General features: G+C 44.1%; 13 protein-coding genes. 8 read left to right on the top strand and 5 right to left on the bottom strand.

Annotated features, from left to right (window positions below):
- Nucleotide 1 precedes the first annotated feature (1 nt).
- Nucleotides 2-853 (top strand): hypothetical protein, encoded by an 852-nt coding sequence (locus tag ACHKAR_RS19545; protein ID WP_159581537.1) that lies wholly within the window; start codon nucleotides 2-4, stop codon nucleotides 851-853.
- Here ACHKAR_RS19545 and ACHKAR_RS19540 read toward each other — a convergent pair.
- From ACHKAR_RS19540 to ACHKAR_RS19525, 4 genes are read right to left on the bottom strand one after another with little or no spacing between them, the layout of a single operon-like run.
- Nucleotides 850-1,458: a GNAT family N-acetyltransferase gene (locus ACHKAR_RS19540; protein ID WP_395419067.1), complete on the bottom strand. Its 609-nt coding sequence runs from the start codon at nucleotides 1,456-1,458 to the stop codon at nucleotides 850-852. The two genes, ACHKAR_RS19545 and ACHKAR_RS19540, sit on opposite strands and share 4 nt — an antisense overlap.
- The gene (locus ACHKAR_RS19535) at nucleotides 1,455-2,105 is read right to left on the bottom strand and encodes a glycosyltransferase family 2 protein (protein WP_159581533.1); all 651 of its coding nucleotides are present in this window, start codon (nucleotides 2,103-2,105) and stop codon (nucleotides 1,455-1,457) included. Before ACHKAR_RS19535 ends, ACHKAR_RS19540 begins: the two co-directional genes overlap by 4 nt.
- A complete protein-coding gene (locus tag ACHKAR_RS19530; protein WP_159581531.1) occupies nucleotides 2,095-3,066 on the bottom strand; it encodes a ketoacyl-ACP synthase III in 972 nt (323 codons plus the stop codon). The genes ACHKAR_RS19535 and ACHKAR_RS19530 overlap by 11 nt, the downstream gene beginning before the upstream one ends.
- A gap of 40 nt (nucleotides 3,067-3,106) precedes the next feature.
- Complete coding sequence (locus ACHKAR_RS19525; protein ID WP_395419066.1) at nucleotides 3,107-3,334, bottom strand: hypothetical protein; 228 nt, start codon at nucleotides 3,332-3,334, stop codon at nucleotides 3,107-3,109.
- Between the two features lie 241 nt (nucleotides 3,335-3,575).
- Between ACHKAR_RS19525 and ACHKAR_RS19520 the strand changes: the two genes are divergently transcribed.
- Genes ACHKAR_RS19520 through ACHKAR_RS19505 form a run of 4 tightly spaced genes read left to right on the top strand, consistent with a single transcriptional unit; the run spans nucleotide 3,576 to nucleotide 19,263 of the window.
- Nucleotides 3,576-12,953, top strand: a complete 9,378-nt coding sequence (locus ACHKAR_RS19520) for a LamG-like jellyroll fold domain-containing protein (protein ID WP_395419065.1) — start codon at nucleotides 3,576-3,578, stop codon at nucleotides 12,951-12,953.
- A gap of 33 nt (nucleotides 12,954-12,986) precedes the next feature.
- Nucleotides 12,987-17,273 carry a cadherin domain-containing protein gene (locus ACHKAR_RS19515; protein WP_395419064.1) on the top strand — a complete coding sequence of 1,429 codons (4,287 nt, stop codon included), beginning with the start codon at nucleotides 12,987-12,989 and terminating at the stop codon, nucleotides 17,271-17,273.
- 6 nt (nucleotides 17,274-17,279) lie between these two features.
- Entirely contained in the window at nucleotides 17,280-18,185 is a 906-nt protein-coding gene (locus tag ACHKAR_RS19510) for a type IX secretion system membrane protein PorP/SprF (RefSeq protein ID WP_159581523.1), read from the top strand.
- Nucleotides 18,186-18,237: 52 nt separating this feature from the next.
- On the top strand, nucleotides 18,238-19,263 hold the full coding sequence (locus ACHKAR_RS19505; RefSeq protein ID WP_395419063.1) for a formylglycine-generating enzyme family protein: 1,026 nt from the start codon (nucleotides 18,238-18,240) through the stop codon (nucleotides 19,261-19,263).
- Between the two features lie 19 nt (nucleotides 19,264-19,282).
- On the opposite strand, the gene ACHKAR_RS19500 is transcribed toward ACHKAR_RS19505, so the two are convergent.
- Complete coding sequence (locus tag ACHKAR_RS19500) at nucleotides 19,283-19,909, bottom strand: 2OG-Fe(II) oxygenase (protein WP_395419062.1); 627 nt, start codon at nucleotides 19,907-19,909, stop codon at nucleotides 19,283-19,285.
- 275 nt (nucleotides 19,910-20,184) lie between these two features.
- Here ACHKAR_RS19500 and ACHKAR_RS19495 point away from each other — a divergent pair, with 275 nt between their 5' ends.
- From ACHKAR_RS19495 to ACHKAR_RS19485, 3 genes are all read left to right on the top strand, one after another.
- Nucleotides 20,185-20,754, top strand: coding sequence for a Crp/Fnr family transcriptional regulator (locus ACHKAR_RS19495; protein WP_395419061.1), 570 nt, complete (start codon nucleotides 20,185-20,187; stop codon nucleotides 20,752-20,754).
- Between the two features lie 74 nt (nucleotides 20,755-20,828).
- Complete coding sequence (locus ACHKAR_RS19490) at nucleotides 20,829-21,398, top strand: hypothetical protein (RefSeq protein WP_395419060.1); 570 nt, start codon at nucleotides 20,829-20,831, stop codon at nucleotides 21,396-21,398.
- A gap of 699 nt (nucleotides 21,399-22,097) precedes the next feature.
- A complete protein-coding gene (locus tag ACHKAR_RS19485; protein WP_395419059.1) occupies nucleotides 22,098-22,676 on the top strand; it encodes a Crp/Fnr family transcriptional regulator in 579 nt (192 codons plus the stop codon).
- The last annotated feature ends 26 nt before the right edge of the window (nucleotides 22,677-22,702 follow it).

The raw sequence follows: 22,702 nt of genomic DNA, 5'->3' as shown, positions 1-22,702 counted from the left end.
AATGTCTCTTAGCCTTATCCATATACTCAATCCCTTCGACAGCCAAAGCACTGATCAACAGCGCATTCAGGAGGTGACATTTCAGAGTATTGCCAATGCCCTGACTCACGGTACAGGGCATCTGAAAGTGAGGGTTTGTGCGACCCGATATTCTGAAGATGTGAGCCCTCTCCCCAAATATATGACCGAACTCCCCAATCTATCCCGATCGGTGTTGGATTTTGGCGATTTTAATCCAAAGAGGCGTTATCCGTTGATAGCAGATATCCTGGCTGAGGCTGTAAAACTCAATGGGGACTACTACATTTATACCAATATGGATATTGCACTACAGCCTTCGTTTTATGATTTCGTGAGCGAGCAGATTCGTAAGGGGAATGATGCGGTGATTATCAACAGGCGGAGAATACCGTGGGGATATGCCAATAAGGAGGTGTCGGAAATGTATTTATTAAAGGGTAAAAAGCATCCGGGATTCGACTGCTTTGTGTTCTCCAAGGCCATTGCTGAACAACTCATTCTAGGGCATATTTGTGTCGGAATTCCCTTTATTGGGGTAGCTCTTGCGCACAACCTTTTCGCTTTTGCAAATCGCCTGGCATTTTATGACCATGCACGGCTTACCTTTCACCTGGGTATGGAGGTGATGCCGCCTCGTCAGCCAGATTATTATTGGCATAACAGGAGGGAGTTTTTTAACAATGTAAAGCCCGCACTCTGGCCACATTTTGATGTGAGCAGTTTCCCCTATGGCAGGGACTGGCTCCCTATCAGGCTCGTTCGCTGGGGACTCAATCCATCACTCTTTATTTGGATGAATACTAAATTGCTTTTGCGCAAAATTTTGCTCTAGACAGATGGCGAGAGAGATTGTCGGATAAAGATACCCTGGGAAACCCCAGGTTGATCAAATCCCAAGAGGGTATAGGCGTTTTTGAAACGATCAAAGGCCTTTTGATTGTGAATGGCCTTGTCAAAACGGCTTTTGGAGATGCTCATTTTCAAAAAACCTCCACCTAAGGAATGATCTATCGTAAAGCCGAGGTGCTTGTTATAATCAATGGCCTGCTGATTCACGGCAGACACTTTAGCTGAAATCTCACGGATGCCCATCAGATTGATCCCAAAATCTAGCAAAGGTAATGAGGCGGCAAAGGGAGCAGGTGAGCCCCAGAAAGAAGGTTCGCCTATGAAGAGTCCACTTTCAGCTACCGAATCTTCGAAATTTATATTTTGAAGCTGAATAAGCCCAATGGCTTGATCGTGGACATGTATGATGAAGAAATAGTTGACACTATTGTTTATCGTACTGAACCAGTTATGTTGCATTTCGGGAGTGATTTCTCCCTGATACTCCATTCGTGACCGGATAGCATCACTCGTTCTCCAACGGCGGACCATCTCCAGGTCATTTATGCGCAATCTCCTTAATTCGACCATTTCCCCTGATATCTTCATCTGTTTTGCAGCATCTGGTTGAAAAGTGCAATTCTTTGGGTAAATGAATAGCGAGATGGGTGTTGGCTTTTTTGATGTACCAACGGTACAAACTCACAGATGGAGGCGTGAGCAAGTAAATCATGGTCCAGAAAATGTGAGAAACCAGCTTCGAAGCACCGATTCAAAGTGCGCCTGTGAATGAGTCTTGTAGAAGAGCCGGTGACCTTGGTGCGGTATTTCAAGGACATGATCTTACTCACGACCCATGATCCGATTTTGGGAACCAGACCACCCCCTCTGTAGCTTGCATAAATCAGGTCTGCCTCCTCCCTGATAGCATGCTGCAATAAGTAGGGTAAATCCACAAGACGCACCGGTAAATCATCGTCCAGGGTAAATACATAGGGCGATGAGGTCACCTTCAATCCTTCTATCGTGGCGTGGTGCTGTCCCTGATTAGTTGGGGTGCTGATAATTTCAATATTTGGTTTAAAAGACTCCAAAGCGCTGAGTGTGGCATCGGTGCTGGCATCATTTACCACAATGATTTTTGAGAAAATTTCTCTATGCTTCAATACCTGACGTAGGCTGTGGGCAATAAATTCAGTTGAATTGTAGGTGGGGATCACCAGGTCTGGTCGCTGTATATGTAGGTCAGATTTCACAGATACTAAAATAATCAATCGAGGGGAGGTTGACCACTGCAGTGCCCCATGATAGTCCGGTACCAAAACCACAGAGCATGATCCGGTTTTCTTTCTCCTGCAGACAGGAGATAGTACTCATGGTGATGGGGATGGTGGCAGAACTCATATTACCAAATCGATCCAAAGTCATGGGACATTTATCTGATGGGATGTTGAGTTTGTTTCGAATGGAATCGTTGATGATTTTGCTGGCCTGATGGAAGAAATAATAATCAATGGAGGTACTTGCCTCATTCTGAAATAGTTGAATTCCAGGAACCACTGATTTCAGACCGAAATTCAGGATTTGATGGCCATCTAACTTTAAATAACCCGAACCTTCAAAGGCTCTAACTGAATTGTCTATGGGTCGCATTGAGATTGCCTCTCGATTGCTTCCATTATTCCCAATTTTAAAATCCCACTCCACGTTGTGCTGTTTAGTCACCAAAGTAGCAGATACGCCATCTGAAAACAGAGGAACCGTACCGGAATCTTTGTCATGAATCAGTCTTGATGACAGATCTCCACAAATAAGCAGGCCATGATTCCGGGAATCCCTACTTAGGAGCCTTTCCATAATATGCAGGCCATGGACAAATCCTGAGCAGCCCATGTTCAGTTCCAATGAAAGGGTGTCATTTGTCAGTCCTAGTTTTGTCTGGACATCTATAACGGTATTAGGTACTTGTTGATCGCCGGTTTGGGTGATGAGTAAGATGATTCCGACATCCTGGCGATTGACTCCAGAACCTGAGAGGACGTCTTCAGCCGCCATCACTGCAAAGTCGGAAAGCTTATGGTGCGCTGATGCAATATGTCGTTTGTCTATTCCGATTACCTCGATGAGGCGTTGTCTCAGTGAAGGGGGAATCCAGTCAATATCGTGATTGTAGGCTACTAAACGGGGTATTTGTGTGCTTATTCCGGTGATTTTCATCTTGTTGTATTACCAGAGTGAAGACGACCAGAGGCTGTCATTATTTTGTCAGTGGCATGCATTGCTCATACAGGTCGGATAAGGTTGTATTGTTCCGAAGGTGCTCCACTTCTATCAGGACTCCAAAAGATTTTTCAACCTCGGTGATGATGATCAGCGAGACCAAAGATGACCAGGAGCTGTGATTTTTGTAATCGGTATTCTCATCGATTTTATCATCAATTAGCTCTCTCTGAAATACCTGAACAAACTCTTTTAATTGACTCATAGACCGGGCAAATATATGGAAGTGATTGGACAATCTTAGTGTTGTTGAACTTGCTCCCGGAGTTGTCAGCACGAGTAAATAGTATTATCCATGAGCAGGAGGGGAATCGATTGCTTGGTTTTTGACTTTTTCGTCGGCAATTAGGTGGGCTTCAACGAAAATAATGGCTCTTAGGTCTAAAATAGGATTACTTTACTCTGTCAATGATTCGACTAATGCTAACCAATCAATGCTATATAAAGTGAATAAAATTTACTTGTTTCTCGCCTCAATGGGCTGCGTGCTTTTTTCTCATGCTCAGATCTGCCCTCAGAATAATGCCAATGTTGATTTGGGTACTCCAAGCCTCACTACCAGCGCTCACACCATTAACACTGGTGATGTAGAGTCGATTACGGTGGTGAAGGGAGCCGTCTACCTTTTTGATAAATCCAGCACATCATTTAGTTCGCATATGGCGCTCTATTCTTCGCTTGGTGGTTCTATTTATCAGGAGAAGTGGAAACAAACTGGTAATACCAAGTCATGGCAGTCTGATTATGATGGAGAGCTTTGGTTTACCATCACTGATCAGAATGTTGGCAATTCACCTACAGGGTATGCTTACAGTTGTGGATACAATGCTACCAGTGCGGTCTTGAATGTACGACAGACAACTAATAATATTAACATCACCGAGCATCCTACGAATGTCAAGGCCAACTGCGGTGATCCGGCGATATTTTCTACCAATGCGAACATCAGCGGGACTTCCAATGCCACTTTCCAGTACCAGTGGCAAGTAAGCACCAATAATGGTAGCTCTTTTTCCAATATGGCTGGTGCCACAAGTGCCACCCTGAATATAGCTGAGGTCGAGAGCACAATGTTTGGCAACCAATATCGTTGCGTGATTAAAGTAGGTGCCGAGTCAGCCAACACAAATGCTGGGATTTTATTGGAACGAGGCATTGATCCTCCTTCGGGCATAGAAGCCACTCAGGATCGTTGCGATGCCCAAATAGACATCACTTGGGAATGGTATCAGGTGAATCCATCCAAGTTTAAGATTCAGGTGAGTACCAATAATTCAACATTTACTGATCTGGTGGAGCTGGCGGGAGCCAAGAGGAAATATCAGCATACTGGCATCACCAAAGGCACTCGATATTACTATAAAATCAGCTCATACAATGAGGATTGTGGAACCTACGGTTCTTCATCAGACTCGGAATACGGTCTGTCACCTGTAGATCCGGCAGCACCAACAGGTTCTTCTGTGCAGGAAGTGAGTGTAGATGGAGGTAAGGGTGTAAGGGTCACGTGGACTGATAACTCTGCTGATGAAACGGGCTTCATCATTACCCGAACCAATTCAGATGGGACCAATTTGGTAGAATACAAATACGTCTCCAACGAGACGGAAATGAACCAGACGGGAGCTGTCAGAACCTATACAGACAAACGTATAGATAACTGTCAGCCTTATACTTATAGGGTATACGCTTATAATCCATGTAATGCCACAGGGGTAATTGCCGTAGACGGATCAGGAAGCGCTGCTTCGCATGACATAGTGGTTGAAACCACGATTTATGATATTCTATATCCTAGTGCGCTCGTTACTTCCAAAGGGTATTACTCAGATCGAATTTCTCTGAAATGGGGGATCAATATGAACTCCAACCATTCATTTGCTGATAGATTTAAGATTTACTCAAGAGAGTTGGGAGATGCAGTAGTTCCTGAGTTGGTATCTATAGTGGATAGTGATTTGCGCCAGTTCAATGATGACAGGGCGGATGCCGGGGTGCTTTATGAGTATTTCATTGTGGCTACGGGTGATTGCGGAGATGGTGAAATCAAAAGCTTTGATATTACCACGATCAATAGTTACCCTAACCTTCCAGCGGATTTGTCTGGACGAGGAGTGGGATACTCTATTGGCTTCAGAAGTCCGAGTGGGGTAGTAAATGGTAATATTTCTTACCAAGGTGGTGTTGCTGTTCCGAATGTGAAGGTAGTAGTAGAGCGGGAGGAGGGAAACTCAGGGTCAGCCCTCGATTTTGATGGTGTGAACGATTATATGGAGGTTCCATACACCACATTTTTGAATTTTGAGGGAGCCATTACTGTCTCTATGTGGTTAAAGCCTGATCAGGTGGCTGTTTCGGACAGAACAATCCTTCATAAGAATGGGACCATCAAGTTGACCCAAAGTGGTGAAGCTCTCAAAGTGGACATAGGGACTGTGAATGTTACAGTGGACACGGTCTTCGAGGCTAACCAGTTCAAGAATGTTACGGTGACTTTTGATGAAGCCGAGCTTATCGTCTATGTCAATGGTAAAGAATATTACAAAGGAAGTCATTCATATGACCTCACTGCAAATACCAATAATGTATTCATCGGAACGAACGCCTCAAAAACCAATTATTTCTCTGGTATTATTGACGAGACCCGGTTACATACGGTTTCTCAGGATAGCCTGACCATATTAAAAGATTACGGAAGGTTGATCAAGCCTAATAAAGCAGGACTGGCCGCTTATTGGCGATTCAATGAAGGCGTAGGTCCCTATGCTTTTGATTTGTCAAACACAGGGGGAGTGTATCACGTGAACGATGGAAATATATCTGGAGCCACATGGTCTGTGGATGTGCCCGATGGCCGACAGCTCGGCATGGCGGGATTCACGGACGCCAATGGTAACTACACTGTCACGGGTATTTCCTATTCAGGAACAGGGGAGAATTTTACAGTCACCCCTAAAATAACGCTTGGAGGCGCGGTACACGAATTTACCCCTTCCCAAAAGGTGTTGTTCATTGGCGAAGGTGTTTCTGTGCAAAATCAGATTGACTTTAAAGACATTAGTTCCTTTCAGGTTACCGGATATGTTCGTTATCAATTTGGTGATAACACTGTGGGGGCCGAAGGGGTGCGCTTTCTGATAGATGGTGAGACATACGTCCAGAATGGAAGTGGATTTGTAGAAAGTGATGCCAATGGATACTTTAATATTCAGGTGCCTATTGGTCTACATAGCATCCAGGCCCAGAAAGCCTTTCATACCTTCAATAATGAAGGAAACTGGCCCACCTCTACGGCCAAATATGATTTTCAGGCTCCCGTATCGAATGTGCTGATTTATGACCTCACTACCAGAAAAGTGAGAGGTCGTGTAGTGGGAGGTAAAGTGGAAGGAGAAAAGCCAGTTGGCTTTGGAAAATCTGTTAATAACATCGGGGCTTCGCTCTTCAAACTAGAAGAAGCTACAGGCAAACCTATAGAGGCGACCGTCACCCCAGATGCTAACACAGGAGAATATGAGGTAGATGTGCCTCCATTGAAGTACACAGTATATAACCCTAATAAATCAGATGGTTCTGGTTTGCAAAGAGGTATTCACATTGCATCCAATAACAGTGCAACCTTATATTTTGAGCAGGCCATCCTGGCGGAGGATTTGACCATTGATCTTAGAGCGGCCGACACAGAAAAGTATGTCATTGACTCTACACTCAATGGTTCAGATGAGTGGGTAGTAGATTCTGCAGCCTACCACTCCATCAATAATTTCATCTACCGTTCAGAGCCTCAGGTGGGTGTTTACGATGGTTCAGAAGAGGTAGATCAGGAATTTGAAGGTGAGGAGTTTTACGTTCATACCAATAAGGATAATACCAAAGACACTATAGATGTAAGGGCAGGTATGCCTTATCCGGTGCTTATTCAATCTAAGGATTATAGCTTGCGCATTGAAGTCAGTGAAATATACGAGCGGAATGATCTTGGCCCTGTGGTGAAAGATACTGTGCCGGTTTCAGATGCAGCGCTCGAATTGTTCAACTATTGGGGAAAAGGATATTATAGAGATAGCGATGATGATGTAGCTTACTATAGCCCGGTCAGCGCATCGCCTGGTACTTTGGAGGCAATCACTTTATCTGATGCAGATGGTGATACCACTTATACTTTCAAAACGGCTAACCCAGAGTTTAATAACAATGCTTCTTTCGATTCGCAGAGTTTCACCAAGTCCATTCAGGTGACCGTGAAAACCAAAGGAAATGAACCGGTGTATTGGCCAGGAGGCTCAGATGTTAACATTGTTCAGAATGGATACATTCTTGGATCTGCACCTATTGCTGGTACCAGTTTTGTTACCCAGGGACCAGATGTAGTAGATTTTGTGTTAAGAGACCCACCTGGGGACGGCAGTTTTACCATGCTTGAGCAGGGTAAGTCGGTAAGCAAAACTTCTTCATTCACTTCCTCTGCGGGGCAGTCGGTGAACCTTGAGTTGGGGATTGGGGTATCTGTGACGACCTGGGTAGGTTTTGGCGCAGGAACCATCAATGAATCTGAAGCAGATGCTACCACTGGTTTGGATGTAAGCTACAAGTTGAGCAACACAGGAGAGCGTGTGACCACCTATACGGCCACAGAGGCTTTTCAAACCTCTGAAGATTATACCGGCCCTGATTTTGATTTATTTGTCGGTAAGTCCGAGAACGTAAGATTTGGAGTTTCGCAAACCTTGTCACTTGTTCCGGTTTCGGACTGCGGCACACCAAATGTGAGCTGTACGGGATCAGTAATTACGGCAAAAGATGGCACAGAGTATAAACTCGGATCTTATTTGGCGACATTCATGAACCCAACAGGAGAGGCCACCTTGTTTGCCTATACCGCCCTCCACATCGAAGGTACTTTAGTACCTAACCTCAAAATGCTCCGTAACAATGTGCTTTTAAATAACAGTAAATATGTGAGTGCGTTGGATGGTGCAGATCCTAATTTCGGGAAGAATAATGACGACCCTGTATTTCCGAACCCAAGTACAGCAACGCCTTCTATCACTGAGCCAGAGGATCTTTCAGGTCCTAGCTATACATTCACCAGGGTAGATGATGAGGAACTGGATTCTGTGAGATGGCTGAATCAGCAAATTAAGCTTTGGGAGAAACAACTCGAGCTTAATGAGAAGGAAAAGGTTGAGCTTGTTCAGGCCAATCGTCCGGTGAGAAATATTAGTTACAGTGGAGGTTCTGCATTGACATTTGAACAGACCTCATCTGAGACTTCCACTACTTCATTCGAATATGAGTTTGCTGAATCCATCAGCGCCGGTACTTCGCTGGACTTCTCACTATTTGGGGTGAGTATGGAACTGGATATGAAAACTTCAGTAAACCTGGAACAGGGTGGAGTAGAGTCTGATAGTGAGGAGAACAGTACTACATTTTCCTATACGATTTCAGATGAGAGCCCCACGGATTACTTTAATGTGAAAGTGCATGAATCTACCCTTAAAAATGGCCCCGTATTTCAGATTGCAGATGGTGGTGTGACTACCTGCCCTCATGAAGACGAGGTGAAAACGAAATATTATCAGCCTGGTACTCAGATCAGTGCCCGCACGTTTCAGCAGGACAAGCCTCGAATAGAAGTGGATGTGCCTATCATGTATAATGTTCCGGCTGATGAGAAGGCCAATTATACCCTGACATTGTTTAACGATAGCGAGAACACCCAGACTATGTATTACTCCTTGTCGGTGGTGGAGTCTTCAAACCCTAATGGGTTGAAAATAACTATGGATGGAACCAACCTGAGTAAGGGCCGTGAGATACTTGTTCCGGGTGGATCAGCCATTCAGAAGATTCTTGAAATAGAGAAAGGGCCATTTGAATACGATTATCCCAATGTACAGGTCATACTGTCCAGTAGTTGTCAATACGACCCTACCGGTGTTTACAAGTTGATAGGGGATACTGTATCTATTTCTGCATATTTCTTACCCCAGTGTACCACTCCGGAGATACTTACTCCTAAGGATAACTGGGTGGTGAATTCCAACCTTATGGATACCCTTACGGTAATGATTGGTGGGTTTAATATCAACTACAGTGGATTCCGTAGTGTCAACTTGGAGTACAAGCAGTCTGCACAGTCCACATGGTCTGTTTTGGAGACATTCTATCGCGATACCACAGGTCTTAATGATCCCAATGCTATTCAGATTCCAAGAAACAATCCTGTGATTGAATACGATTGGTTTCTTAAAGACATCAACGACGGATCCTACGATTTACGCGCTGTAACTAAATGTGATGTGGCAGCTTCCGGGTCTGTGGTCTTTGGTGAATCTGAGATATTCAGTGGTTTGATCGATAGGGTAAACCCTCATCCTTTTGGAGCTCCACAGCCGAGTGACGGAATTTTGTCTCCTGGTGAGCAGATCATGATTCAGTTCAATGAGCCTATTAATAGTGGGTTGCTTCGGCCTACTAACTTTGAAATCAAAGGCGTGCTGAATGGAGGAGAAGTCAGGCATAGTGCCAGTATGCACTTTGCCGGTGATGCCAATCATTATATGGAAATCCCGGCAGGTATAGACCTTAAGAGAAAGTCGTTTACAGTGGATTTCTATTTGGCTCGTAAATCCCTTGGTGAGCAGATCATCCTGTCCCAGGGTAACGCTTCAAGTGATGCCCTGGAAATTGGTTTTACGGCGAATGACAAGGTTTATTTTAAACTAGCCAATAAGATTGAAGTATCTACGGCTTCTATCACCGATCAAAACTGGAGACACTACGCATTGGTCTACGACCATAAGAACGGTACAGCCTCCATTACACTGAATGGAGATACTGACGGTGATGACATAAATAATGACTTTGGTGCAGACTATACCGATGAAGGCAAGGTCTATGTGGCTCAAGCGAAATATGACAAAACCAAACCTTTGGATGCCAAAGTGCATGAACTGCGCATCTGGAACAGAGCTCTGTCAGAAAGTAAGGTGAGTATCATCGCTACCAAGCGTCTTGAGCGAAATGAGTTTGGATTGATTGGTAACTGGAGGATGGAAGAAGCCGAAGGTAGTCAGGCCAATGATCACATTAGGTTTAAGAATGCACTCATCTCTGGTAATTGGTCCATAGAACCAATAGGATTTGCTTATGACCTGGGTGCTGACAGCTACCTTACCAGTAAATCCCTTGCCTTTACGGCAGAGAATGATTTCACCATAGAGTTCTGGTTTAAGCGTGCTGCTACTACTGATAGTGTGACGCTTTTGAGCACGGGTATAGGAGATGCAAGAGATGCCAACAGAGTGGGCTGGGCGATTGGTACTGATGCCTCAGGTAAACTCCTCATTTCAAACAATGGAGAGAAACATCAGGTAGGCTCTGTGAGCTATATGGACAACACCTGGCACCATTTTGCGCTTTCAGTCAATCGCATCACGAGCCCCAATGTATACATTGATGGCGCTCAGATCGCCTCTATTGATGATCAAAACTGGATAGGTTTTGGTGGTTCAAAAGTATGGATAGGAGCACGTGGGTGGTTCGATGGAGCAGTGGAGCAGACCGATCAGTATTTTGAAGGCGCTTTTGATGACATCAGAGTATGGTCTAAGGCCAAGACAGCTGAGCAAGTGGAGCTGCAGCGGATGTATAAATTGTCAGGTGCGGAAGGTTCTCTGGTCACTTATTTCCCTTTTGAGACTTTCGTAGATGACTCGGGAGTTCTTGTGAAGAGTGTCTCTCTAGACAACGAAGTAGCGGGTGCCAAGGTAGATGATGTGATTGCCCTGCAGGGTACTGGTGGGGAAGTTGAAAATACGCCAACCATCAACCTGCCAAGGCCTGTTAGTTATGTGAACTTCTCTTATTCCGCCAATGGTGATAAGATTATACTTTCTCCTACCGATCCTGATAGTCTGCTGGAAGGTGTTATTCTGGATATCACAGTTAAAAACATTCGTGATCTCAATGGTAACGTCATGAACAGCCCAGCCAGTTGGACGGCTTACTACAATAAGAACAGTGTGCTTTGGGTGGACAATGACAAGTCTTTTGATTTGGAATTAGGCTCCACACTCACCTTTAAAGCTTCAGTTTCTAATATCGGTGGGTCAGTAGAGAACTTCAGAATTACGAATGTGCCTGATTGGCTCACTGTTTCTCCTTCATCAGGGACTCTGAGTCCGTTGACGACCAAAGAGATTACTTTATCGGTAGATGAAGGAATTAACCTGGGTGATTATTCTCAGGATATCTACCTCACTACGGACTATGGATACGATGAACGATTAATGGTTAATTTGAATGTCTACCAACCGGCACCGGATACTTGGGAAGTAGACCCCGCTGAGTACGAATACTCTATGAGTTTGGTGGGTAAGGTGAAGGTAAATGGTAAATTCTCACAGGATGGAGATGATCAGGTAGCTGCTTTTGTTGACAATGTATGTAGGGGAGTGGCCACACTCAGGTATGTAGAAGCTTATGATCAGTATTTTGTCTTCCTCAATATTTACTCAAACCGAGTAAGCAATGAGAATGTGGAACTGAGAATATGGGATGCTTCAGATGGAATAGTTTACACCAAGGTTGATCCTGCCGTAGCATTTATCTCGGAGACACGCTTGGGAAGTGCATCATCTCCCGTAGTGATAGAAACCACAGGCCTTGTACAGGTGAGACAGGATTTGGTAAGGGGTTGGCAGTGGCTTTCGTTTAATACAAATTCTGCCCAAATGGCCAATGTGAATAATTTCCTCGCCAATATCACTGCTTCCACCGGTGACATGGTGAAGACTCAGGGGGCTTTTGATCAGTATGATGAGGCCAATGGATGGATCGGTACCATTAGCAACAGTGGCGGGATTCGAAACAATACCATGTACAAGTTCAAACTGGCCAATGCAAGTGTACTTGAATTTAGTGGAGCAGAAATAAACCCTGAGTCTGAGGTCATTCAGGTGAAGGAGGGTTGGAACTGGATCAGCTATATCTCTCAAAGAACTCTTGAGATCAATACCGCATTGTCGAATTATACGGCTAGTGTAGGTGATGAGATCAAAAGCCAGCGTGGGTTTGCAGTTTATGAGGGGCCTATGATAGGATGGATCGGGTCACTCACTCACCTGACTAAGGGCAACGGATTCATGCTGAAGTCTTCCACTCAGACCACATTCACTTATCCGAGTGTGCCATTAACTGCACGATTGGCGGCAGAGCCCGTTTCGGAAAGTGATATGCATTCAGTAGGCATGAGCTTTGATCAGTACCCAAGCAATATGTCAATCGTGGCCACGGCCAATATGAATTTTGACGAAGGCAACCAGATGATGGTATATGATGAGACCGAACTCGTAGGGTATGCCTATCCGAAGTATATAGAGCAGCAGCAACTGTTATTCATCACGGTGTTTGGAGAGCAGCCGAGCGGAGCCTTGAGTTTCGAAGATTCGTTTGGGCGCCTTTATACTCCTGAGGATGGACGCACACTGGAATTTAGAGCGGATGCTTCCCACGGTACAGTTGGGTCACCATTAAGGTTGATGACCAATACTACAGAAGTATTGGAGGTCATTAATTCCACGGTCAGACTTTATCCAAACCCATTTCGGGAATCTATTTTATTGGAGATTACTTCCGATATGAAAGACCTGAGCTATGAGTTGGTAGATCTGTCAGGTAGACTACTACAGAAAGGCAATATACCTACCCACCAAAAGTCCATTCGGTTTGGAGAGACTCTTGAAAGTGGCGCTTACTTCCTCAAAATCTATCGGGCTGAGGAGCTTGTCAAGACCGAGAAAATAGTTAAATATTAAAAATCACTGCCCTTTAGGGAAATCTCTAGAATAATGAAGAATATTATATTAATGATTTTGGTCTTGTCCGGAGCCATGAGCTACGGACAGGCACCAGGCTCCTGGACAGTGGATCCAAATGACTTCACCTATGACATGGCCATCACGGCCAGACTAGAGGTGAATGGCAGGGTTTCCACCAGCAGTAATGACGTGGTGGCTGCATTTATAGACGGTGTAGTCGTCGGTGTGGGTAGCCCGGATGTGAATGTTCCATCCACAGGTGAGGTAGTCATTTTCCTTACAGTTTATAGCAATTCTGCATCAGGGAAGACCGTCACTTTTCAGATCTACGATGATCAGAATAATGAAGTGCTGAATGCGGTGAATAGTCTGGCTTTTGAAAACAATGCGCAAACGGGCTCCAATACTGTACCATATGTGATCTCCGACAACTACGCACCCACGGCTATTTCGCTTTCGGCTTCATCGATCAGTGAAAATCTCACAGCCGGATCAGTAGTGGGCGTGCTGAGTACCACAGATGCCAATCACAGTACCGGGTTTACCTACCAATTGGTGACAGGTGAGGGAGATACGGGCAATTCATTTTTTACCATTACCGGCAATGAGTTGAAGACCGCAGAGATACTGAATTTTGAAGTAAAAAATGAGTATTCTGTTCGAGTCCAAACCACCGATCCCAAGGGTGCTACCTTTGAAAGAGCTTTTGTCATTACAGTATTGGACGTAAACGACGGGCCTACGGACATCATTCTTTCTGCGAGTACCCTGGCAGAAAATAATGAAACTTTTGCTCAGGTGGGCCTCTTGACGACTACAGATGAAGACGCAGGGGATTCATTTGTATATACCCTTACGGGATCTGCCGACGACAGCAATTTCGAAATTCGGGATGGAAACAGATTGGTACTGGGTGTTGTCGCCAATTTTGAAGTAAAAGCGAGCTATTCTTTGACCATTACAGTTACCGATCAGGCCGGTGCGGGGTTGACCTATCAGGAGAGTTTTGTGGTGAATATTTCCGATGTGAATGAAGCACCCACTGATATTACCCTCTCCAATAATGAGCTGGATGAAAACAGTCCGACAGGAACGATACTAGGTACTCTGACTACTACAGACCAGGATTTGTCTGCGGGGGATACGCATACCTATACTTTCATCAACGGAACAGACTCCAATGGGGACTTTCTATTGGATGGTAACACCCTGAAGGCAATAGTTGTCCCGGACTTTGAAGAGAAAAGTACATACTTCCTTACACTTGTAGTGAAAGATGCTGCCAACAACACTTTCACAAAACAATTTCAGATCAACATCCTGGATGTGAATGAAGCACCCAATGATATTTATCTGAGCAAGAATACGCTTGCAGAGGATGCTGCCATAGGTACTTTCATCGGCAGGCTCTCAGTTAACGATGTGGATGATGTGGATACATATGAATATGCCTTTGTCTCAGGGGATGGAGATACAGGCAATGCGCTGTTTCAGATTACTGATGATGAAATTACCTCCAATGGCAATTTTGATTTTGAAGTAAAAAGCGAATACGAAGTGAGGATACAGGCTACTGATGCGGGAAGTAATACTTTTCAGAAAGTGTTCACAATTGTTTTGTTAGACGCTAATGATCCCCCTACGAATCTCAAAATGTCAAAGTCGGACTTTTATGAAAATAACACCATCGGGCAGGAAGTAGCTGTGATTTCAGTCACTGATCAGGATGCCACAGATGAGTACGTTTATAGTCTTATTGGGACCGACCATGATGACTATTTCGAGATTAATGATAATAAACTGTACGTTCAGCAGGTCATCGATTATGAGACCAATACTACTTTGACTGTTACCATCCAGGTGACGGACGATGGCGGAGCAGGGTTTTCCTATCAAAAACAGTTCGTGTTGACCATCAATAATCGAAATGAAGCACCTACAGAAATCTTTGTAACCAATCTCTCCATACCGGAGGACATGGCGGTAGGTCAAAAGGTGGCGGATCTCTCTGCAGAGGATTCTGATAATGTATTTGGCGAGGTGCATACCTTTAGTTTCTCGAGCGGTGAGGACACTGATGGCCCCTTCTTCATAGATGGCTCTAGCATCAAACTGGCTCAGAAGGTGGATTTCGAGTCGGTATCATCTTATTTCATTTCATTGATGGTGACTGACAAAGCTGCGAATACCTTTGTTCAGCAATTCCAAGTCACTATAGAAGATGTAAATGAGCCGCCGAATGACGTCTATCTAAGTAAAAATACATTAAAAGAGGATGCTACTCCAGGCACTTTTATTGGCCGACTGTCCGTCAATGATGTGGATAATCCGGACGTATTTACATACGCGTTTGTGTCTGGTGATGGGGATACCAATAACGATTTGTTTCTATTGGAAGATGATGTGTTTTTATCCAATGGAACCTTCGATTATGAAGTGAAAAGCGAATACGAAGTGAGGGTACAGGCTACTGACAACGGTAGCAATACATTCCAAAAGGCTTTTAAAATTAACCTTACGGATGCCAATGATCCTCCTACAAATCTCAAGTTGTCTAAGTCTGATTTTTATGAAAATAACACCATCGGGCAGGAAATAGCAGTGATTTCAGTCACAGATCAGGATGCCACAGATGAGTATGTTTTCAGCCTGGTGGGTAGTGATCACGATGATTTCTTTGAAATCAACGACAATAAGCTATATGCGCAGCAGGTGGTGGATTATGAGACCAATACCACGCTCACCATTACCATTGAGGTGACAGATGCTGGTGGAGAGGGTTTTTCTTTTGAGAAGGAGTTTACCCTGACGATCAACAATAGAAATGAGGCGCCTACGGCGATCATGGTTTCGAATCTGATAGTTCCCGAACACACCGGAGTAGGACAAAAAATTGCAGATCTTTCTGCGGAGGATACTGATAATGCTTTCGGTGAGCTTCATACTTTCAGCTTTTCAAACGGGAATGATACCAGTGGTCCGTTTTTCATAGATGGAAACACCATTACCATGGCTGAAAAGGTGAACTATGAGGAGAAGTCTTCATACTTCATTGCTCTGAAGGTGAGTGATAAGGAAGCCAATACGTTTGTGCAGCAGTTTACCATTACCATTTCGGATGAAAATGATGTGCCGACAGCAGTTGCCTTATCGGGGAATACGTTTGACGAAAATCTGCCTGTTGGTACTGAAGTGGGAGAGTTCACCACAACAGATGAGGATGCCGGCGAGACCTTTACCTATGCCCTCAAGGCGGGTGCCGGTGGTGGCAGCAATGCGCTGTTTAGTATAGAGGACAATGTGCTGAAAACGGCACAGGTTTTTGATTTTGAGCAGACGGGCAGTCTTAGCGTGAGGGTGGCAGCTACAGATGGAGATGGAGCGGTGATAGAAAAAGCCTTTACCCTTACGGTGAATGATACCAATGATGCACCAACAGGGCTCCTACTGTCCAACGATGTGGTAGACGAAAATCAACCTTCAGGGACTTTAATCGGAGTCCTCAGTACAGACGATACAGATGCTTCTGATTCATTCAGCTACACCATCACCGGAGCGGATGCTGAGCAGCTGAAGAAGTTTTTTAAAATAAGCGGAGATCAGCTGCAGACAAAGGTGCCGCTGGATGCGGAAGGGCAGGGCCAATTTGCCCTGGAAATCACGGTGACTGATAAAGGCCAAAGTACATTTTCTGAGAATTTTGTCGTGTTGGTAGAATCAGTCAATGAAGCTCCTGTACTGGCTGATACCACCCTGTATATTACTGAGAATTCTGAGAGTGAATCCTCATTGGGTTTTCTGAACGTGACTGACGTGGATGGGGATGATTTTACCTTTGAGATCATAAGAAGTGATCCATTCTTTGATGAGAGTAAAGGAGCATTCAGGATTGATGCATCCGGTCAGGTATTGGTGAATAATAAGGATTCCCTGGACTATGAAGAACTGAAGGAGGTGATCTACAGGGTGCGTGTGACAGATAGTGGCAGTCCGCAACTGACTGTGGAAGCACTGTTGAGAATAGAGATTCAGGATGCTGTTGAATCTGATCTGTTGCCTGTGAATGAAGTAATTACACCTAATTCAGACGGATACAACGACTATTTCTTTATCCAGAATATCAGTTTGTATGAAGGCTACACCTTGGTGATTTACAAAGGATCTGGGATAGAGGTATACCGAAGTACACCATACGCCAATGAATGGGACGGTGTAAGCCAAAACGGCAAGGAGCTCGATCCTGGTGTCTATTATTATAAGTTTTACAGTAGTCTTGGAAACCTTTACCGCGGTACTGTCACCATCATTAGAAATTAATTAGCCATGAAGATTTTTACTTTTTGTTCGATTTTACTTGTCAGTGGATTTTCACTATCCGCTCAGGATTTTCTGGGGTCTTCCAGCTATTTTATGAACCCCTTTTCACTGAATACAGCTTACAGTGCACCGGGTGGTGATTTGTTTGCAGCTTTTCAGGCCAATAAATACACCGGCTCACAGTCTGAAAAGGGAGCAGAATACATCAGTTTTGGTACATATTACGGGCTCGGGAGAGGCCTTTCATCGGGCTTGCGAATGAACTCACAAAGCCTGGGGATGATCAATTATCAGGGCTTGGATGTATCACTTGCCTACATGGCTGGAATCACCGAGGATCATTATCTTTCCTTTTCGCTGGCCGCAGGACTTCTTCGCGAAAAGCTTGAATCTTCTGATGTAAAGTATAGCCCTTATGTGGATCAGGATGATCCTCTGTTGAATAGCGATAATGTATATGACCACACACAGCTCACTCTTGGGGGTGGGTTTGTGTACAATGTGTATAAATTTCAGCTGAGCTATTATATGCCTTATCTTGTCAAGGGTAATGAGTCTTTGAAATTCGATTTCAATACCCTTGCAAAGTTTACATACACTCACTACAAGAGCATAGTATCTGTAGAAAACTATGTGATGTACAGATACTTTCACGATGGCTCAGGTTTTTATGACGGAGGGTTACTGGTAGGGTGGTCTAAAACACTTTGGCTCAACCTGGCTTACCGATCCACTAAGAGCGTGAATGCCGGAGTAGCTTTCGAAAACTCAGGGTTTAAAGTGGGATACAGCTACAATCATCCATTTGGTGAGTTTAATGAGCTCATTACCGGGAAACATGAACTCACTGTGACTTACTCGGTTGAAGATCTGGGCAGAAGGAGGCCGTATTTCTTCAGGAAGTCCAGGTAATAAGATATTCTTTAGATTTCATGATTTACCCATTTTTGATAACCTTTGACCTATGAGGTTATTGAAGTTTGGTATGGTTTGCCTGCTGGCCGCAGGTTGTTCACAGGCCGATACAAATCGTGGTAGCATTGAGGCTCCCGAGGGGATGGTTTATATCCCGGAAGGAAGCTTTCACATGGGTGCAAAATCCACCGAGGCCTACGAAGATGAGTTTCCCACTCATGAGGTCTCTGTCTCTCCTTTTTTCATGGATGCCACGGAGGTCACCAATGCACAGTTTGCTGAATTTGTGGAGGCCACAGGCTATGTGACTATTGCCGAGCGCGACATTGACTGGGAAGAGATGAAAACTCAGGTGCCCGAGGGTACCCCCAAGCCTCCGGACTCTGTGCTGCAGGCGGGAGCTCTGGTTTTTCGCCCAACGAGCAGCGAGGTGAATCTGGCGGACTATACGCAGTGGTGGGTCTGGACCATAGGGGCCAACTGGCGCCATCCGGAAGGGCCTGAGAGCACCATTGCCGACCGTATGAACCATCCTGTGGTGCACGTGGCCTGGGACGATGCTGTGGCTTATGCCCAATGGGCCGGAAAGCGACTGCCCACAGAAGCAGAGTGGGAGTGGGCCTCCATGGGCGGCCGCAAAGACATCAAATATCCATGGGGCAATGAGTCGGCGGAGAATGCTTCAGACAAGGCCAATTTCTGGCAAGGAAAATTCCCGTATCAAAATTATGTACTAGACGGTTTTGAAACCACGGCTCCGGTGAAGTCTTTCCCGGCGAATGGCTTTGGGTTATATGACATGGCGGGCAATGTGTGGGAGTGGTGCCAGGACAAATACGATGCCCGTGCTTATGAGAGCTATCAGCGCAAAGGTGCCGTGGAAGATCCCAAAGGCTCCGCTCAATACTACGATCCCCGAGATCCATATACTCCCAAACACCTGATTCGTGGCGGATCATTCCTCTGCAACGACAGCTACTGCAGTGGCTACCGGGTGTCCAGAAGGATGAGCTCCAGCAAAGACTCAGGTTTCAATCATACTGGCTTTAGATGTGTGCAGGATGTGAAATCGTGATGGGAGTGTCCCCGACCCGTTATACCTGCTTGAGCCAGCCTGCGATGCTCAGCCGGTAGCGGTTGAGGGAGGGGTGAACCTCATGCTCTACCTTGTCGCTCTCAAAGAATACCGCCCGGCCACTGACTGGGAGAACGTTTTTCTGAGTGCCATCCGGATGATGGAGTGACAGCTGACCCCCATCGCTCTCCAGCCAGTCTTCGTTGAGGTACATCACCAGAGAGTATTTCCGGCCTTTGTCACTCTTAAACTGGTCTAAATGCCGCTTGTAGAAGCTACCCTGCTCATAGTAGGCATAGTGAAATTCAAAATCATTGATGGCTGTATAGCAGGTTCTGTTGAGGTAGGTGATAAAGGCCTGAATCCTGGAAAGCACCAGTAATTCAAATACGTCCGAGGTGTCATTTTCGATCCACCTGATCACATCACCACGCACTTCGGCGTTTCGCTGATAATCAAACTGGCGGGAGATGCCCGCCGGACGCATGTCGCCACTTTGTTTGTGGCCCAGGAGATTGCTTCGGAGGCCGTTGGCGGTGAGGGGGTCTATGAAATCAGGGCATGTGCCATGACCTTCAGAGAGTAAACCTTGGATAAGTGCTTCAAATCGGGCTTCCTCTTCGGTAAGCACCAGGTCGTTGGTCATGTGCGCTATGTAAACTGCCGCGAAGCTAGATGAAAGGAAGGAGAGTTGAGAAAGTATTTTTCCGGGCAGATGAGGCTTGCTGCGGGGGTGAAATAATCCGGGAAGTGGGAGGAAAGAAGGTGCCGCCCTTCCTATAGCCGATAATGGTTTGTTTGGGTGTGAAAGTCCTTACATTTGGTTGAATTTACAAGGGAGTAACAACCATTGGTGGTTGTTGTGGGTAATGACAAAAAAGACTCTACAGACATTAGTTAAAAGAAAGATTTGATAAATAAATGCTTGCAGAAATTCTAAAAAAGTCGTTTGAAGCATATTTTGATGCCCCTATTGAAGCATGGAAAGAGTTTTCAAGCCTTTGTGAAGCAATCTCTTTCAACAAAGACGAAATCATAAAACCTCAAAATACAACTGAGAAATATTTTTACTTTATACTCAAAGGTAGTGCTGGAATTTTTTTATGGAAAGGAAACAATTTCGTTTGCCTTGATTTTGCTTTTGATAATAACTTTTGTGGAGACTATATGTCTCTCTTAACTCAAAAACCGACAGCATTGGAAGTCGTAGCGCTTGAAAAGTCCGAAATGGTGAGAGTTTCAAGGGATGATTTTTACAAGTTAAGTCAGAAATCGGTTGGGCAGGTCATCATGCAGAAGTCGGCAGAGTCTTCTTTTGTAGAAAAACAGCAACAGCAAATTGAGCTGTTAACCAAAACAGCTGAAGAGCGATATCGTATTTTACAAACCAAATTTCCAAACATTCATCAACGAATTGCACAAAAGCACATTGCATCATATCTTGGAATTACACCACAAAGTTTGAGTAGAATAAGAAACCCAGCAAGTTGATTTCTTACCATATGGTAACGGCTTTCAAACATACAAATTTGACCTTTGCATCTTAATAATTTAAAAAGTAAAAGATGCGTGAAATTTTGATTTTTGCCTTAACAATTATGGTGAATTACACATTTGCACAAACCAATTTAGACAAGAGACCAGTTGAACGAAAAGGCTTTGTAATTGGCATAGGGCTTGGTGCAGGTGCATTATCACTACGTACGAATGACACTACCGAAGTAGCGTTTTCTACCACTTTACCAAACATAAAAGTTGGATATATGCTCAATCATCGACTTGCCTTACTTGCTCTGCTGCCAGGGGCCAACTACGAATACAATGGTAAAGACAGGGGATTTGAAGGGGTCACAATAGCAGGGCAATATTGGCTAAAGGAAAATTGGTGGGTATTGGGTGGTGCAGGTTTGACATTTGATGCTCCTGCATTTTACTCAGTTAAAGATCCTAAAACAGCAGGTTTTTATACTGGATTTCCAGCATTTACGTTTGCAACAGGTTATGAAATTTGGCACAAGGGACGTTTTGCATTGGACTTGCAATACAGAATATTTCTTGGGAAATCTAATCTTCCTAATAATGGACAAAGAGAAGGAGTTTCAAATATGTGCATAGTTGGATTCAATTGGTATTAATATGATAGCTTTTTCTCAATACGGTCTAATAGTTATTCTGTCATTTTTTTTAGTGCTACATATCTGCATTTTAACTAAAATAATTCCGTATAAAAATGTTTGGGGTGGACGACTGAATTCCGATAAAGAAATGTATCAGTTTGAAGTTGTATCTATTTTAGTAAATCTATTTTTTCTGTTTATTGTATTAGTTCAATCCGAATTCTTGTCCATTCACTTTCCAAAAAGTATGATGTCCATCTTGTTATGGGCTATGACGGTTCTATTTCTTTTAAATACTTATGGTAATATTATTTCAAAAAGCAAAATAGAGCAAAAAGTGTTTACTCCTATCACCATTATTCTCGCTCTATTTTCACTAATTCTAGCTTTGACAATTTGATGGAAAATTCAATCTATCTGATGAAAAGCGGATTCAGTTTCTAACTGAACTTTTCAACCGAAACTAAGCGAGAGGTAACAGACCGATACAGTGAATGCGCCTCCTGATGGCTATCGGGAGCCACTTTACACATCTTTGCTCGAACATCACCATGAATCAGCCGCTGGGTTCTTTGCCCACATTTCCTATCTTTAAGTTAATCAATCAGTTTCTTGGAATAGTAATATGAAGGGAAGCTAAAGGTTAGCGGCAAGTAAACTAAACGGCAAGACGCTAAACAACTATATAAATTTAAACTTGGAAAGAATTTACATTCAATGTTCGATTTTTTTATAAAATACTTAAAGGATAAAATCACACTTTATGAGAGTGAAATTGAAATGATTCATTTGGTGTCGATAGAAAAAAAACTACGGAGAAGACAATATCTCCTGCAAGCAGGTGACGTGTGGAAATATAATGCCTTCGTCTGTAGTGGGCTTCTAAAATCCTTTTCTATTGACGACAATGGGAATGAGCATATTATGAACTTCTCACCTGAAAATCATTGGACAGGAGATCGAGCAAGTTTAATGACCGGAACACGCTCAAAATTTCACATTGATGCTATTGAAAATTCAGAAGTCATATTGATTGAAAAAACAAACTTTGATAACCTTTGCAAAAACATTCCGCAACTCAATGATTTGGTAAATACTATCCTGCAAAGGAGTTTTAACGTATCCCAAAGCCGTATTCATTCTCAAATAAGTCTTTCTGCCGAAGAAAAGTATCAGGATTTCTTGAAGAAGTATCCCTCTATTGCCAACCGAATTCCACAACACATGATTGCCTCCTACATTGGAATTACTCCTGAAACACTGACCCGCATAAGAAGAAACGCAACCAAAAAGTAAAGCACTATTTTCCTAACCCATTGACA

The organism is Marinoscillum luteum (assembly GCF_044005705.1).
In the GTDB taxonomy this organism is placed as follows: Bacteria; Bacteroidota; Bacteroidia; order Cytophagales; family Cyclobacteriaceae; genus Marinoscillum; species Marinoscillum luteum.
This window is presented reverse-complemented; position numbering and strand designations above follow the sequence as displayed.

Excerpts from the sequence above, each read along its gene's own strand:
- ACHKAR_RS19545 (WP_159581537.1), top strand. The coding sequence starts at position 2 with ATGTCTCTTAGCCTTATCCATATACTCAATCCCTTCGACAGCCAAAGC.
- ACHKAR_RS19540 (WP_395419067.1), bottom strand. The coding sequence starts at position 1,458 with ATGAAGATATCAGGGGAAATGGTCGAATTAAGGAGATTGCGCATAAAT.
- ACHKAR_RS19530 (WP_159581531.1), bottom strand. The coding sequence starts at position 3,066 with ATGAAAATCACCGGAATAAGCACACAAATACCCCGTTTAGTAGCCTAC.
- ACHKAR_RS19525 (WP_395419066.1), bottom strand. The coding sequence starts at position 3,334 with ATGAGTCAATTAAAAGAGTTTGTTCAGGTATTTCAGAGAGAGCTAATT.
- ACHKAR_RS19515 (WP_395419064.1), top strand. The coding sequence starts at position 12,987 with ATGAAGAATATTATATTAATGATTTTGGTCTTGTCCGGAGCCATGAGC.
- ACHKAR_RS19510 (WP_159581523.1), top strand. The coding sequence starts at position 17,280 with ATGAAGATTTTTACTTTTTGTTCGATTTTACTTGTCAGTGGATTTTCA.
- ACHKAR_RS19505 (WP_395419063.1), top strand. The coding sequence starts at position 18,238 with ATGAGGTTATTGAAGTTTGGTATGGTTTGCCTGCTGGCCGCAGGTTGT.
- ACHKAR_RS19500 (WP_395419062.1), bottom strand. The coding sequence starts at position 19,909 with ATGACCAACGACCTGGTGCTTACCGAAGAGGAAGCCCGATTTGAAGCA.
- ACHKAR_RS19495 (WP_395419061.1), top strand. The coding sequence starts at position 20,185 with ATGCTTGCAGAAATTCTAAAAAAGTCGTTTGAAGCATATTTTGATGCC.
- ACHKAR_RS19490 (WP_395419060.1), top strand. The coding sequence starts at position 20,829 with ATGCGTGAAATTTTGATTTTTGCCTTAACAATTATGGTGAATTACACA.
- ACHKAR_RS19485 (WP_395419059.1), top strand. The coding sequence starts at position 22,098 with ATGTTCGATTTTTTTATAAAATACTTAAAGGATAAAATCACACTTTAT.